Raw genomic sequence first — 14829 nt, 5'->3', positions numbered from 1 at the left:
ATGAAAAAAATTGTCCTGGTGATCAAAGACGCTTACTCGTATGCGGGCACCGAAAATATCTGTAATTTTATGTCGGAATGTCTCGGCGATGAGCACGACGTCACCATCTACTCGCTAGAGGGGCACGGTGAACCCTTTTACCCTTTTGAGAAGGTCAAACAGATCGTCAGCTTTGAAGGGGAAAGCAATCCCATCAAGCGTGCCGTTGCCCGTATCCAGCAGGAAGGCTTCGACACCGTATTTTTAATCAGCATGGGTCGCCTGAGCGTGATGTTTGCCTTCTGGAACCTGATGACGCTGAAAAAGAAGCGTTTCAAAGCCTATGCCTGCGAGCACATCGCCATTAACTCCTTCAGTAAACCCATTAAATTCCTCAAGTTCCTGCTACTGCGCTACTACGATCGCGTCATCGTGCTGACGGATAAAGATCATCAGGTGTTTCAGCGCTGGCACATTCCCAGTCAGGCCATTCCTAACCCGGTAGTGTACAAATCCTGGCATCGCACCACGCGCCATCGTCAGGCGCTGGCCGTGGGCCGTCTGGACAATCAAAAGGGATTTGACCTGTTACTGGATATCTGGCGCGACTTTACGAGAGCCCATCCTGACTGGACGCTGGTCATTGCCGGCGATGGAGAATTACGTCAGCAGTTGCACGATCAGGCGGCGGTACTGGGCATCACTTCCAGCGTGAATTTTGTCGGTAAAGTCACCAACATCAATGATTACTATCGCGACAGTGATATGGCGCTGATGACCTCGCGCTACGAAGGTTTGCCGCTGGTGCTGCTGGAAGCAAAATCCTGGTCACTGCCGGTCGTCGCCTATGACTGTCCAACCGGCCCGCAGGAGATCATTAACCACGGTGAAGACGGTTTCCTGGTGCCAATGAACAAGAAAAGCGAATTCCTGGCGCGGATGGAACAGCTGGCCAGCGATGATGCGCTGTTCTACGCCATGAGCGAAAAAACCCAACAAACCGCGCTGAAATTTGACGGCAAGCAAATTAAACAAAGCTGGCTGGCACTGGTGTAACGGGCTGGAGAAGCTCACTTTTGATGTGCCTCATGGGACACCTTTTATGGCTGAGTTTATAGCCTTCATGACGACGGGATTTATTGCATGAAAAGAAGAGAAGTCTTGCAAACCGCAGCCTCCGCCCTTGTAGGGGCGCTCTCCGTGAGCACCTTTTCCAGTTACGCCGCTAAAAGTAATGGCCTGGCGCTAAAGTCGGTTGATGCCACCGCGATTCCTAAAGGCGATGTACCCATTCTGACACCTGAAAATGTCTATGCGATGCCGCCGCAGTTTTGGCAAAACTTTCAGGGAAAACTGTGGATTGGTCAATCCGGCAGTGATGCCAGCAAACCGGGTAACCAGATACCGGTATTCCTGCGCGATGCAAAAGGTAATCTGGCACAAATCAGCCAGCCGATTACCCTGAACAAAGGCAATTTTGACCAGTTCGTTAAAGATAATGCGGCGCTGATAGCCAACCCCTCGCACTCGATGGCGCTGGAAGACAGCAACGGGCAGATGGTGTTTAACATTCCTGATGTCAGCCAGCCGGGCCAGGCGGCCTTCAGCCAGCGCCTGGCGCAGCCTGCGGGTTACCAGCTGATTGGCGAGATCCCCTCGGTAGACGATCTGCGCAAGACGCGACCGCTGTTTGAAGGGGCAAAAATCAAGCTGAAAAGCTGGCACGCCGGGCTTGAAGTGGGCGGCGGTGAGTTCGTCGGCAGCTTTCAGCCGGCGCAGGACGATCAGGGGGTGATTTTCAGCGGCGACGGATTTCACTGGCGTCGCGTGGTCGATGACTTCAACCGTCTGTCGCTGTTTGATTTTGGCGCTATCGCTGACGGCAAAACCGACAGTGCGCCCGCGATTAAAGCCATGTACCAGTGGTCGCAACAGAGCGATCAGCCCATCTGTGTGCAGTTCCCTGCCGGTACCTTCTTTGTGTCCGGCTGTGATTTCGGCGAAGAACAGCGCCGCTTCTTCCGTATCTCCGGGGCGATGGTTAACTTCGGTTATTTCCCGGCGACCACCATCGTTTCAGATGGTAAATCCCCGTTTGTGTTCGAAGTCAGCGCCCGCTGGGTGGAAATCTCTAACCTGATTTTCAACGGCAATACGGATTCCAGTCCCAATAAACAGGGCCTGTTCCGTAATACCTGTCCGGGCGGCCAGTTTTTCCGTGGCGCGTGCCTGCGCTTCAACCAGGTCGGCGGCACCGCGCTCAGCCTGCTGGATACACTGGATTGTAAGATTGACCAGTGGTACGCCTCGGCCTGTACCGGTGATGTGATCCAGGCGGGCTGGTCCGGTCAGAAGAAGGGCAACTGGGATCACAGCACGGCCATCGAGTTGTCTAACTTTAACGCTCAGCACTGTAAGGGCGGCAAAGTCCTCAATCTGCCGCGCTGCAGCCAGTCGCTGATTCATAACGGCTGGATAGAGCACTGCGACAATCCGGGTGATATCTCAAACGGTCAGTGGATTATTGACGCCCTCAGCCTTGAGGATTGTAAAAATCCGCTGATCGCCTGGCATTCCCGCCTGAATACGCGTCAGACCAACCTGCAATCCGGCAGCTGGATTGATAATTCAGAGCAGGGCGACCGCTGGTTAAGCGCCTGGGAGATGGGATCAACCCGCGTTGAATCCTATGGCGTCGCCATTGATGGCAGCCTGAAATACAACTACCTCACCTCGCGCTGGTTGTTGGAAAACAACAGTAATCAGGCCGTGTGGTTCGAACTGGCTAATCTTTATTCCCCGACCGTCGGTGATTCGTGGGAAATCGAACTCTTTGGTCAGTCGCAGTTCAATAACGGCACGGATGGTGAACCGCTGATGAACCTGATCAGTGGTAAAAACACCGGCGGCCGGGCGGTGATTCATATTCAGCGTAAGAAAGACCATGCCGAAGCCAGCTGGTCAGCGGAAGGCAGTAGCCCGGTGCTGGATGTGCGTTACGTCGCCAAAACCGATACCGACACCCAGGTTTTCGTCAAACTCGCCGGGTGGACGCCATCTGCCGCCGTGATGATCAAGAGCACAGCGAAAGATCGTTTTGTGACCGGCCGTTGTGCGCGGGTCGATGCCAAAATGGCGAAGGCCACGCCGGACAGCAGCAGCCATGCTGCCCCACAGCGTTTCAGCCTGCACAATGGCAAAGCGGGCGTGGGCGCGAATGAGCAGGGGGATTTATTGCTGGCCTCCCGCGCGTTGTCTGATGACAAGGTGGATACCAGCAAACCTGAAGGATTCGTGTCTGTCGTTATTAACGGTAAGCAGGTCGCTTTACCGTATTTTGCTATCAAATCGTCATGAGAGAGGGCTGCCTGATGGCAGCCAACACCAACAGCATCTGGGACGTTGGTGAACTGAAATAACTTGCTGTTTTTAATCGTATTCATTTTGCCCGTTTCGGAACTGGGCGGTTGGTAGAATTAGAAAAAATTATTCGGAGTTTTTATGAAGATTTTATTGGTGGGTAACCATACCTGTGGGAATCGTGGGGATGGCGCGATTCTACGTGGACTGATTGATTCAATTCAGGCCGCGCGCAACGATGTAGATATTGATGTTATAAGCCGTTATCCAACCAGCTCCGGTTATCTGCTTCAGCAACATATTCAGCAGGATAAGCTCTTCCTGCACAATAACTCCTCGGGTAAAGGCCTGATTGGCTCCGTGAAACGCAAAGTCGCTAACCGACTGATGCCGAATATCATGATGGCGCACCTGGGCAAAGGCGGGCCGTATAAATCCTTTTCCGTTCCGCCGCACCTTAAAGCTTTTACGGAAAGTCTGGCGCAGTACGATGCGGTGATTCAGGTTGGCGGATCGTTTTTCGTCGATCTCTACGGTGTTACCCAGTTTGACCATGCGCTCTGCGCGCTACTGGCGAAAAAACCGCTTTATCTCATCGGTCACTCAGTCGGCCCCTTCCAGAACGCCCGCACTAATCAACTGGCCAATTTTGTCTTTGACCGGGTTGATCAACTTATTTTGCGTGAGTCTGTCAGCCTGGACCTGATGAAGCGCGACGGCGTGACCAGCTCGAAAGTGGTGCCCGGCGTGGATACCGCATTCCTGGTTCGCGCCCGCCACGTTGACAATCCCAGCCACAGCCTGCAGCACTGGCAAAGCGTCATCCGTACCCGTAAAACCATTGCGATTACGGTCCGCGAACTGGCCCCGTTTGATAAGCGTCTCGGCGTGACGCAGCAAGAGTATGAAGCCGCATTCGGTCGGGTGATCAATGCGATGATCGCCAGCGGTTACCAGGTCGTGGCGTTATCAACCTGCACGGGCATCGACAGCTATGCAAAAGATGACCGTATGGTGGCGCTGACTTTACGCGACCATGTCCAGCAGCCTGAGCATTATCACGTTGTCATGGATGAGTTTAACGACCTTGAGCTGGGAGTGCTTCTCAGCGAGTGTCATTTGACCATTGGAACCCGTCTGCACTCAGCCATCATCTCAATGAACTTTGGCACACCTGCGGTCGCTATCAACTATGAACACAAATCCATGGGCGTCATGAATCAGTTAGGTCTGCCGCAAATGGCGACCGATGTGCAGAGCCTGATGGACGGTTCGCTGATTGATAAGGTTCAGGCTATCCTGGCCGACTACGACACCATCAAGCAAAACGTCGACATCGCCGTGGCGCGCGAAAGGGAAGTCGGTAACAGAATCACGGAAGAGATTCTAAACGTAATAGGATAATGTGATGAAACTGACTTTTTTCACTATGCGTTTCCCGGTTGCCTCAGAAACCTTTGTTCTCAACCAGGTCACTCACTTTATTGATGCCGGTTACGACGTCGAGATTATCTCGGTGTTTCCGGGGGACTTAGTGAACCGGCACGGCGCGTTTGACGAATATGGCCTGGCGGCAAAAACCCATTATCTGCTGCCAGAAGAGAAAATTTCCCTGGCCGATAAGCTGGGGCAACGCCTGAAACTGGTTCTGCCGAAAATCACCAAAGTCTCGTTACTCCGTTCGCTGAACGTGCGCCGCTATGGCGCACAGTCCAGTAAACTGCTGCTGCCTGCGATTGTCGCCAACGCGCGCCAGACCTACGTCGCCGATGTCTTTCTGGTGCATTTCGGCTACGCCGGTGCGCTGGCAAACAAGCTGCGTGAACTGGGTATCCTGAAAGGTAAACAGGCAACGGTGTTTCACGGAGCGGATATCTCCCGTCGTCACATCCTGGACGAGCACAAGCAGGATTACCGCAATCTGTTCCAGCAGAGCGAACTGATGCTGCCTATCAGCCATCTGTGGCAAAACAAGCTGATTGCAATGGGTTGTCCGCCAGAGAAGATCCATGTTACCCGCATGGGCATCGAACCGGAAAAATTCAATTTCCAGCCACGTGATGCCTTTCACAAGCCGTTGCGCATTGTGTCCGTCGCTCGCCTGACCGAAAAGAAAGGGTTGGACGTGGCCGTTAAAGCCAGCGCCATTCTCAAACAGCGCGGCGGGCAGTTCCAGTACACCATCATCGGTAATGGCGACCAGGATCAGATGATGCGCGACTTCATCGCGCACGAAAAGATGGACGACTGCGTCACCATGTCGGGCTTTAAACCTCAGGAAGAGATCCGCAAGGCACTCAATGAAGCCGATATCTTTCTGTTGCCTTCGAAAACAGCCGCAGATGGCGATATGGAAGGGATTCCGGTGGCCCTGATGGAAGCGATGGCGGTGGGGCTGCCGGTGGTCTCCACCTTCCACAGCGGGATTCCAGAGTTAATCGAACATAACGTTTCGGGCTGGTTGGTGAAGGAAGATGATGCCGAAGCGCTGGCCGACACGCTGCTGAAGTTATCTCAAGGCGAAGTGGACGTTGCGCCGGTTGTCGCGGCCGCCAGACAAAAAGTTGAAACCGAGTTTAATCAGCACATCGCGTATCGCGAGCTGGCACAGATTCTGGAGCAAATGGTTTGAGTGGAATAAAGTCACAGGCGATGTGGTTGTTTGGCAGCACCTGTTTTTCAGCCGTATTACAGGTCGCCCAACTGAGTATTCTCGCCCGGAAACTCGAAACCCATGAACTGGGGCTGTTGGCGATCATCAACGCGATTCTGGCGGTAGCAGGCGTGCTGCAGGACATGGGCATGAGCAGTTATCTGGTCCATCGCCAGAACATTACCCGGCGCGAACAGAGCACCATCTACTGGGTGAACGTCTCGCTCAGCTTGTGTACCGGCCTTGTTATGCTGTTGATTGCCTGGCCTGTTTCCTGGTTCTATCATCTGCCGGAACTGGTGGGGCTGATTATGCTGACCAGCCTTAACTTCCTGGTACTGGGGCATCTTTCGCAATATCAGGCGCACTACATTAAAACCAAACGGATGGTGTCGCTGGCGAAGATTGAAATGGGCACCAAGTTGTTTGCGTTTCTGTGCGTCGTGGCGATGCTGGAGTTTACCTCGCTGACGGTGGCTGCGGCGATCCTTGGCCTGTTCATCAACGCCTTCACCCGCATTCTGTGCATGATTGCGCTGGGTGAGAAGTCCTGGCGTCCTACATGGGAATTCGACAAGCAAACCTTCTTGAGTGCGATACGTTACGGCATCTATCAGCTGGGTTCACAGACCATTAACCAGCTCCGCACCCAGGCCGATGCGCTGGTGGTCGGTAAAGTGATGGGGGCCGAGATGCTCGGCATCTATTCACTGGCAAAAGAGCTGGTGCTGCAGCCGCTGAAGTTGGTGTCGCCGGTCATTAACCGCCTGGCACTGCCGCGTTTTGCCGAGAAGCAGCAGGACCCGGAGCAATTAAAGAAGCTGTTCCTGAAAGGCACATTGATGATAATGCTCTTCAGCAGCGCCATGTACCTGGCTATCGGTATTCTGTCTCCGGTCATTGTACGCGTGCTCTATGGTGCATCTCATGAACAGGTTTATCACCTGATCCCGCTGATGCTGCTGTTTGGTATGTTGCGTCCAATGGGCGGACTGACCGGGGCGATTTCCCAGGCGAATGGCCGCACTAACGTGGAGTTCTACTGGAACATCGTTGCCAGCCTGGTGGTCATGGCCGTGCTTGCCACCACCTTCATCTGGCCAAACGTGCTCTATGTCGCGCTGACGTTGTCGATCTCACAGGTGCTGATTTCCGCCCTGGCGCATCCATTCTTCATCAAGCCGGTGATAGGTATCCGCTTTATCCCTTATGCCCGACAGTGGGTATCTGTGTCGGTGCTGTTTGTGGGACTCATGCTGCTGGTTAATCACTTCGATCTTTTCGTGATGCCAGAATGGTTTGAACAGTGGCTGTAAGCCAATAACAACGGGCGACCTCAGGTCGCCCGTTTCTTTTTACGGCTGGTATTAAAAACACCTGAGTAAATTCTGATAACACGTCTCAGGCTCGCCTTTACGGATTGTGTTTACTCCGCATCTTTCGGGGTTCAGGCATCGTAAAAACCCGAATTTGTAAGATTTCACAGCGAGTTAGTGTTGCCTTTTCAGATAAAGATTATACTTCCTTTTCCGGTCCATCCGGCATAATTGACGTATGTCTTCACTTCATTAGATGGAATAACTATGACCAAGCTTAAAGCAGTAATCCCGGTTGCGGGTCTCGGTATGCATATGCTTCCGGCGACTAAAGCCATTCCGAAAGAGATGCTGCCTGTAGTGGACAAGCCAATGATTCAATACATCATTGATGAGTGTGTTGCGGCAGGTATCAAAGAGATTGTGCTGGTCACCCATGCGTCAAAAAATGCGGTAGAAAATCACTTTGACACCACCTATGAGCTTGAAGCTCTGCTCGAAGCACGCGTTAAGCGCCAACTGCTGAGTGAAGTCCAGTCAATTTGCCCACCAGGCGTGACCATCATGAACGTGCGCCAGGCGCAGCCATTGGGCCTGGGCCATTCCGTCCTCTGCGCACGTCCTATGATTGGCGACAATCCTTTTGTTGTTGTCCTGCCGGATGTGCTGTTAGACGATTCCACCGCTGACCATTTACGCTATAATCTCGCGGCAATGGTTGCACGTTTTGAAGAGACAGGTAACAGCCAGGTCCTGGCAAAACACCTTACCGACTACGATCTGTCTGAGTATTCCGTTATCACTACGGAGCAGCCGCTGGAAAACCCAGGCGATGTCAGCACCATTACCAACTACGTTGAGAAACCAGAGCATCCGGATGAGTTAAACTCGGATCTGGCAGCGGTAGGCCGTTACGTGCTTTCTGCGGATATCTGGGCTGAACTGGAACGTACCGAACCGGGTGCATGGGGCCGTATTCAGCTGACGGATGCCATTGCCAGCCTGAGTAAGAAGAAAACGGTGGATGTGTCACTGATGACAGGACACAGTTTCGACTGCGGACGTAAAATGGGTTACATGCAGGCATTTGTTTCTTATGGTTTGCGTAGCAATGCGCAAGGTCGCGAGTTCCGCGAAGCCATCAAGAAAATTCTGGCGAAGTAATCACATATTATTCGCTGCGGCTGACGCGGCAGAAAGGGAGAAAAGATGGCTATTTTGGTAACGGGAGGGGCAGGTTATATCGGCTCCCACACAGTGCTGGCACTGCTTGAGCGCGGTGATGATGTGGTGGTACTGGATAATCTGTGCAACGCCTCGCGTGAGGCCATCAATCGGGTTGAAAAACTTGCCGGTAAGAAAGCCACCTTCATCGAAGGTGATGTTCTTGACCGCGCCTGCCTGCGTGACCTGTTCGCTTCAAACAGTATCTCTGCCGTGATTCACTTTGCCGCGTTAAAAGCGGTAGGGGAGTCAACGCGTATGCCGCTGGAATACTACGAAAACAACGTCGCCGGCACGGTAGTTCTGCTGGAAGAGATGCGCAATGCCGGCGTCTGGAACTTTATTTTCAGCTCTTCCGCCACCGTTTACGGTGCCAATGCGCCCGTACCTTACGTGGAAACCACACCGATTGGAGGTACCACGAGTCCGTATGGTACCTCCAAACTGATGGTTGAATTTATCATTCGTGATTTCGCCAAAGCTGAACCTCATTTCAAAACCATTGCACTGCGCTACTTTAACCCGGTCGGCGCGCATGAGTCGGGTGAGATTGGCGAAGACCCAACGGGTATTCCTAATAACCTGCTGCCCTATATTGCCCAGGTCGCTATCGGTCGGCTGGACAAGTTAGGCGTTTTCGGCGGTGACTATGACACGCCAGACGGCACCTGTCTGCGTGACTATATTCACGTTGTTGACCTGGCGGAAGGCCACCTGAAAGCGCTGGACCATCTTGGCAAGATCGAGGGTTATAAAGCCTATAACCTCGGTGGTGGGAAAGGTTTCTCCGTGTTGGAAATGATCAAGGCGTTTGAGAAAGCCTCAGGCAAACCGATTCCGTTTGAAATCAAGCCACGTCGTGATGGTGATTTGCCTGCGTTCTGGGCGGATGCCTCGCTGGCAAACCAGGAACTGGACTGGCGCGTTTCGCGTGGTATCGATGCGATGATGCGCGATACGTGGAACTGGCAGTCGAAGAATCCGGATGGGTTTCGCTAATCCCGTCACGTTGAGCGTATAAAAAACCCCCACGTTGTTTAATGACTACATAGCATTAGAACAACGTGGGGGTTTTTTCTTTCAGGCAGTTAATTTTTTTACATTAGCCAGCAAATGAAACTGGTTCATTAGAAAAAAATCAGAACATCAAGTTTTTGTTTTTTTAATGAATAAAATCAAGGGAATATGGCCGTTATACTTAACCTACTGTGCGAATGGATATAGAGCTTTGTAGATTAAATGAGCAAGTTTGTGATTTTGCAGCCGGGTTAATTACAAAATTGTCAAAAAGTGGCTTTTTAAACCTTGTTTCGAGACCCGTATAGTACGAGAATCGTAAGGTTTTTTATCGATTAGGCTGGGTTCTCAAAAATATTAGCCCGGCAATACAACGCCATTTTGTAATGCAGTCTATGCTTAACGATGGCTAAAACTACGTTCACGCAAGTGGTTGCGATAGCCAGGGGCGGTAGCGTGGTTAAAATATGACAACTCAGCAGTGGTGCATACATGCAAGAGATCGTTTGTGTTTTTCTAAGTGCATTTGCGTTGCTATTCATAGCGCGCAAAGTGGCTCGCAAAGTCGGGCTGGTTGATAAGCCCAACGACAGAAAACAGCATAAAGGACACATTCCACTGGTTGGTGGCGTTTCGGTCTACTTATCATTATGGATACTGTATATCATGCAGCCGGGTTGGTTACCTGACTTCACCATTTATATGTTCTGCGCTACTGTGCTTTTAGCCGTAGGCGTACTTGACGATCGTTTCGATCTGCCCGTAATGCCGCGCATAATGATTCAGGCACTAATGGCTTGCATCATGATGTGGAATGGATACTACCTCTACTCGCTAGGTAATGTTCTCTTTGGTTTTCAGTTAGTTTTAGGGATCTTTGGTTATGCTGTCACACTATTCGCTGTTATAGGTGCGATTAACGCGTTTAACATGGTTGACGGAATCGATGGGCTATTGGGTGCATTATCATGTGTGACCTTTGGCGCATTAGGCATTGTGTTTGAACTCGGTGGTAACAAGCATCTGGCGCTGTGGTGTACCTGCCTCATGGCCGCTTGTCTGCCTTACATATTGTTAAACCTCGGTATTCCATGGGGTAAAAAGTTTAAAGTCTTCATGGGCGATGCAGGAAGTACGCTAATCGGTTTCACAGTGATTTGGCTACTGATGTTGGCCACTCAGGGAACGGAGCCGGTGATGCGACCCGTTACCGCATTGTGGCTTATTGCCGTACCTCTGATGGACATGGTTCGGGTGATGACAGCACGCATTCGTCGTGGTTCAAGCCCATTTAAACCCGATCGTGAACATCTACATCATCTCCTTATGCGAGGTGGCTTAACCGGGCGTGGGACACTCGTTGTTATGGTTGCATGTGCCGCGGTGCTTGCAGCAACAGGCATTGGCTTTGATGCTTTTGGCCTCAGTGATTGTTGGCAACTGATCTTTTTCATTGGCATCTTTTTTACATTCAACGCCATCATTTATAAGTCAGCGCGTTTCCATAGGGTTAATCAAATTACTCTGACAAATCAGAATGATAACAATGTATTTGCAGATAAATATTGATGCGTGTTTTATAAATATTTCAAATGTAATAACGATTTTTTTTGTGGTTTGAAGTTTATCTTCATGTGAAAATTTAACGGCATTTTGAATTAGATGTTAGATGTTTAAAAATCTTTTCAGAATGTAGTACTAAAAATAATATTCTGGATAGCGAACGTGAAAATTTTAGTTACCGGTGGTGCGGGATTTATTGGGTCTGCTGTAGTTAGGCATATTATCAAAAATACTCAAGATACTGTGGTTAATGTTGATAAACTGACGTATGCAGGCAATCTTGAATCTCTAAAAGAAATCGATGGCCATCAACGCTATGCTTTTGAAAAAGCGGATATATGCAATGCAAGTGAGATGGCGAGTATTCTTCAGCGTCACCAACCTGATGCCATCATGCATCTGGCAGCTGAAAGTCACGTAGACCGTTCAATTACAGGTCCTGCGGCGTTCATTGAAACGAATATCGTAGGGACATACACGTTACTTGAGGCAACCAGACAATACTGGCTTCAACTTGATAGTGTTAAAAAAGAAAAATTTAGATTTCATCATATCTCAACGGATGAGGTTTATGGTGATTTGCCACATCCTGACGAGGTTGAGTTTGGGTCTGAATTGCCACTTTTCACTGAAGATACTGCCTATGCGCCGAGCAGTCCCTATTCTGCGTCAAAAGCATCGAGTGATCATCTGGTCAGAGCCTGGTCACGTACGTATGGGCTACCGGTAATCATAACGAATTGTTCGAATAACTATGGCCCATATCATTTTCCAGAAAAACTCATCCCGTTAGTCATTCTCAATGCGGTTGATGGTAAGCCGTTGCCGGTTTATGGCAAAGGCGATCAAATCCGCGATTGGTTATATGTAGAAGATCATGCCAGAGCACTTGTCGTCGTGGTTAAAATGGGCAAAGCGGGTGAGACATATAACATTGGTGGTCACAACGAGAAGAAAAATCTCGATGTAGTGCATACTATTTGCGATTTACTGGATGAAATCTGTCCTAAAGATGTTTCTTATCGTGAACAAATTACTTATGTAAAAGATCGCCCAGGCCACGATCGCCGCTATGCGATTGATTCAAGCAAAATAGCGCGTGAACTGGGATGGAAGCCATTAGAGACATTTGAGAGCGGGATTCGTAAAACAGTAAAATGGTATTTAGCTAACACACAGTGGGTAAGCAATATTAAAAGTGGTGCTTACAAAAGCTGGATTGAAGAGAATTACGGAGATCGTCAGTAATGGATATCCTGTTGTTAGGGAAATCGGGGCAGGTAGGTTGGGAACTTCAGCGTGCTCTGGCTCCTTTGGGAAATGTAATTGCGCTGGACAGACACTCCAAAGAATATTGTGGCGATTTAAGTAAGCCCGAAGAATTAATAAAAACAATTCGCCATATCAAACCTGGTATCATCGTCAATGCCGCAGCTTACACAGCAGTAGATAAAGCTGAGTCTGAACCTGAACAAGCTTATTTGATTAATGCTCACTGCGTTGAAATGATTGCAAAAGAAGCTCAGAAAATTAATGCCTGGGTTGTCCATTACTCTACTGATTATGTATTTTCAGGAACAGGCGACAGCGCATGGTCTGAATCCGATGTTACCAGCCCAATAAATACTTACGGTGCAAGTAAACTTGCGGGTGAGCATGCCTTAAGTACCTATTCAACTAACTATCTGATTTTTCGAACCAGTTGGGTCTATGCAGCGAAAGGAAACAACTTTGCAAAAACTATGCTGAAGTTGGCCATGCAAAGAAACGAACTTTCTGTAATAGACGATCAGTTTGGTGCACCTACTGGGTCGGAACTGCTGGCTGATTGTACTGCTCATGCTCTTAGAATGGCATTGAGTCAGCCTGACGTCGCAGGCATCTATCATCTGACTGCAAGTGGTACGACGTCCTGGTATGAATATGCATCATTGATATTTGATGAGGCACGAAAAACAGGTGTTGTGCTGTCTCTGGAAAAACTCAATGCTGTAGCAACCAGCGCTTATCCCACTCCAGCTCGACGACCTAATAATTCCCGGTTAAACAATACCCGTTTCCAGGAGGTGTTTGGGTTAAGGTTACCTGAATGGCAGTTAGGTGTTAAGCGTATGCTAAGTGAAGTTTTTGCAGCTATTCCGTAACAATAATCAATTGATTGCCTGATTTCAGGCTGATTGTGCTTAAAGAGATAAATGAATGGCAAAGCGTAAAGGAATTATTCTTGCAGGTGGATCTGGAACACGCCTCTATCCCGTTACAATGGCCGTCAGTAAACAATTACTGCCTATATACGATAAACCCATGATCTATTATCCGCTATCAACATTAATGCTGGCGGGTATTCGTGACATCTTAATTATCAGTACTCCCCAAGATACTCCACGTTTTGAGCAACTTTTAGGTGACGGAAGTCAATGGGGACTGAATCTTGAATACAAGGTTCAACAAAGCCCAGATGGACTTGCTCAGGCTTTTATTATTGGTGAAGAATTTATAGGCAATGATAATTGTGCATTAGTTTTAGGCGACAATATTTTTTACGGTCATGACTTGCCAAAATTAATGGAAACGGCAATAGAAAAAGAAAGCGGAGCGACTGTATTTGCTTATCACGTCAACGATCCTGAGCGTTACGGCGTTGCTGAATTTGATAAAGACGGGAAAGCCATTAGCCTTGAAGAGAAACCAGTTAACCCAAAAAGCAATTACGCTGTAACAGGTCTCTATTTTTATGACAATCGTGTAGTGGATATGGCAAAAAAACTCAAACCATCATCTCGCGGTGAGTTAGAAATTACGGATATTAATCGTCTTTATCTCAAGCAAGGTGATTTATCTGTAGCAATGATGGGGAGAGGCTTTGCCTGGCTTGATACGGGAACACATCAGAGTTTGATTGAAGCGAGTAATTTTATACAGACAATTGAAGAACGTCAGGGATTAAAAATTTCATGCCCTGAGGAAATTGCATACAGGAAAGGTTTCATTGATCGCGAGCAGGTTGCAAAACTTGCAAAACCACTTGAAAAAAATCAATACGGCCAATATCTGATGAGAATGATAAAACAGTAATAATTGATTTTTTATCCAGTATTATCATCTTAAATAAAAATCAGCCTTTAAGAAATTTATCATACAGATTGAAAATATGAATATCCTAAAAACAGATATTAATGATGTAATGATTATTGAACCAAAAGTATTTGGTGATGATCGCGGGTTTTTCTTTGAAAGCTTTAATAAAAAAGTTTTTGAGGAGGCAGTCGGCTACGAAGTAAACTTCGTTCAAGATAATCATTCTAAATCAAAGAAGAATGTTTTACGCGGGCTTCATTTCCAGAAATCACCCATGTCACAGGGTAAGTTAGTTCGCTGTGTTAAGGGTGAAGTTTATGATGTTGCAGTAGATATCAGACCGGACTCAGTTTCTTTTGGTAAGTGGATAGGTGTTTATCTCTCAGCTGAAAATAAAAAACAATTATGGATTCCAGAGGGTTTTGCCCATGGATTTTATACGTTAACTGAAGAGGTGGAATTTGTTTATAAAGCAACAGACTATTATTCTCCAGAAAACGAAAGATGCATAAAATGGGATGATAAAGATTTGAATATTACCTGGCCTCTTATGGATAATGTCATGCCTGAGTTATCAGTAAAAGATGAGAAAGGAAGTTCTTTTAAATCAAATTTTACTAATTTCATATCTGTATAATA

Annotated in this window: 12 protein-coding genes; all 12 read left to right on the top strand. The window is 48.6% G+C overall.

The features are described 5' to 3' along the window. The 12 genes from CMR03_RS03695 (at position 1) to rfbC (ending at position 14827) form a co-directional block, all read left to right on the top strand. Complete coding sequence (locus CMR03_RS03695; RefSeq protein WP_096010814.1) at positions 1 to 1035, top strand: glycosyltransferase; 1035 nt, start codon at positions 1 to 3, stop codon at positions 1033 to 1035. An 87-nt stretch (positions 1036 to 1122) separates the two neighbouring features. Further along, positions 1123 to 3336, top strand: a complete 2214-nt coding sequence (locus CMR03_RS03690; protein WP_096010813.1) for a phage tailspike protein — start codon at positions 1123 to 1125, stop codon at positions 3334 to 3336. Between the two features lie 144 nt (positions 3337 to 3480). Further along, positions 3481 to 4743, top strand: a complete 1263-nt coding sequence (gene wcaK / locus CMR03_RS03685; RefSeq protein WP_096010812.1) for a colanic acid biosynthesis pyruvyl transferase WcaK — start codon at positions 3481 to 3483, stop codon at positions 4741 to 4743. Positions 4744 to 4747: 4 nt separating this feature from the next. Beyond that, on the top strand, positions 4748 to 5971 hold the full coding sequence (locus tag CMR03_RS03680) for a glycosyltransferase (RefSeq protein ID WP_096010811.1): 1224 nt from the start codon (positions 4748 to 4750) through the stop codon (positions 5969 to 5971). Beyond that, positions 5968 to 7308, top strand: a complete 1341-nt coding sequence (locus CMR03_RS03675; RefSeq protein ID WP_063880166.1) for a lipopolysaccharide biosynthesis protein — start codon at positions 5968 to 5970, stop codon at positions 7306 to 7308. Before CMR03_RS03680 ends, CMR03_RS03675 begins: the two co-directional genes overlap by 4 nt. A 267-nt stretch (positions 7309 to 7575) precedes the next feature. Further along, positions 7576 to 8472 carry a UTP--glucose-1-phosphate uridylyltransferase GalF gene (gene galF / locus CMR03_RS03670; protein WP_063880165.1) on the top strand — a complete coding sequence of 299 codons (897 nt, stop codon included), beginning with the start codon at positions 7576 to 7578 and terminating at the stop codon, positions 8470 to 8472. A 45-nt stretch (positions 8473 to 8517) separates the two neighbouring features. After that, on the top strand, positions 8518 to 9531 hold the full coding sequence (galE, locus tag CMR03_RS03665) for a UDP-glucose 4-epimerase GalE (protein WP_063880164.1): 1014 nt from the start codon (positions 8518 to 8520) through the stop codon (positions 9529 to 9531). Positions 9532 to 10041: 510 nt separating this feature from the next. After that, positions 10042 to 11118, top strand: coding sequence for a UDP-N-acetylglucosamine--undecaprenyl-phosphate N-acetylglucosaminephosphotransferase (gene wecA, locus CMR03_RS03660; RefSeq protein ID WP_096010810.1), 1077 nt, complete (start codon positions 10042 to 10044; stop codon positions 11116 to 11118). A gap of 156 nt (positions 11119 to 11274) precedes the next feature. Further along, a complete protein-coding gene (rfbB, locus tag CMR03_RS03655; RefSeq protein ID WP_096010809.1) occupies positions 11275 to 12360 on the top strand; it encodes a dTDP-glucose 4,6-dehydratase in 1086 nt (361 codons plus the stop codon). Then, positions 12360 to 13256 carry a dTDP-4-dehydrorhamnose reductase gene (rfbD, locus tag CMR03_RS03650; RefSeq protein WP_096010808.1) on the top strand — a complete coding sequence of 299 codons (897 nt, stop codon included), beginning with the start codon at positions 12360 to 12362 and terminating at the stop codon, positions 13254 to 13256. The genes rfbB and rfbD overlap by 1 nt, the downstream gene beginning before the upstream one ends. Before the next feature lie 55 nt (positions 13257 to 13311). Continuing rightward, complete coding sequence (rfbA, locus tag CMR03_RS03645) at positions 13312 to 14187, top strand: glucose-1-phosphate thymidylyltransferase RfbA (RefSeq protein WP_096010807.1); 876 nt, start codon at positions 13312 to 13314, stop codon at positions 14185 to 14187. A 76-nt stretch (positions 14188 to 14263) separates the two neighbouring features. Next, positions 14264 to 14827 (top strand): dTDP-4-dehydrorhamnose 3,5-epimerase, encoded by a 564-nt coding sequence (gene rfbC, locus CMR03_RS03640; RefSeq protein ID WP_096010806.1) that lies wholly within the window; start codon positions 14264 to 14266, stop codon positions 14825 to 14827. Positions 14828 to 14829: the final 2 nt, after the last annotated feature.

The organism is Pantoea allii (genome assembly GCF_002307475.1).
Classification (GTDB): Bacteria; Pseudomonadota; Gammaproteobacteria; order Enterobacterales; family Enterobacteriaceae; genus Pantoea; species Pantoea allii.
Note: the sequence above shows the minus strand (reverse complement) of the source record. Positions and strands in the feature narration are given on the sequence as shown.

Bases quoted from the DNA above. Each gene is read 5' to 3' on its own strand.
- CMR03_RS03695 (WP_096010814.1), top strand. From the start codon at position 1: ATGAAAAAAATTGTCCTGGTGATCAAAGACGCTTACTCGTATGCGGGC.
- CMR03_RS03690 (WP_096010813.1), top strand. From the start codon at position 1,123: ATGAAAAGAAGAGAAGTCTTGCAAACCGCAGCCTCCGCCCTTGTAGGG.
- wcaK (WP_096010812.1), top strand. From the start codon at position 3,481: ATGAAGATTTTATTGGTGGGTAACCATACCTGTGGGAATCGTGGGGAT.
- CMR03_RS03680 (WP_096010811.1), top strand. From the start codon at position 4,748: ATGAAACTGACTTTTTTCACTATGCGTTTCCCGGTTGCCTCAGAAACC.
- galF (WP_063880165.1), top strand. From the start codon at position 7,576: ATGACCAAGCTTAAAGCAGTAATCCCGGTTGCGGGTCTCGGTATGCAT.
- galE (WP_063880164.1), top strand. From the start codon at position 8,518: ATGGCTATTTTGGTAACGGGAGGGGCAGGTTATATCGGCTCCCACACA.
- wecA (WP_096010810.1), top strand. From the start codon at position 10,042: ATGCAAGAGATCGTTTGTGTTTTTCTAAGTGCATTTGCGTTGCTATTC.
- rfbD (WP_096010808.1), top strand. From the start codon at position 12,360: ATGGATATCCTGTTGTTAGGGAAATCGGGGCAGGTAGGTTGGGAACTT.
- rfbA (WP_096010807.1), top strand. From the start codon at position 13,312: ATGGCAAAGCGTAAAGGAATTATTCTTGCAGGTGGATCTGGAACACGC.
- rfbC (WP_096010806.1), top strand. From the start codon at position 14,264: ATGAATATCCTAAAAACAGATATTAATGATGTAATGATTATTGAACCA.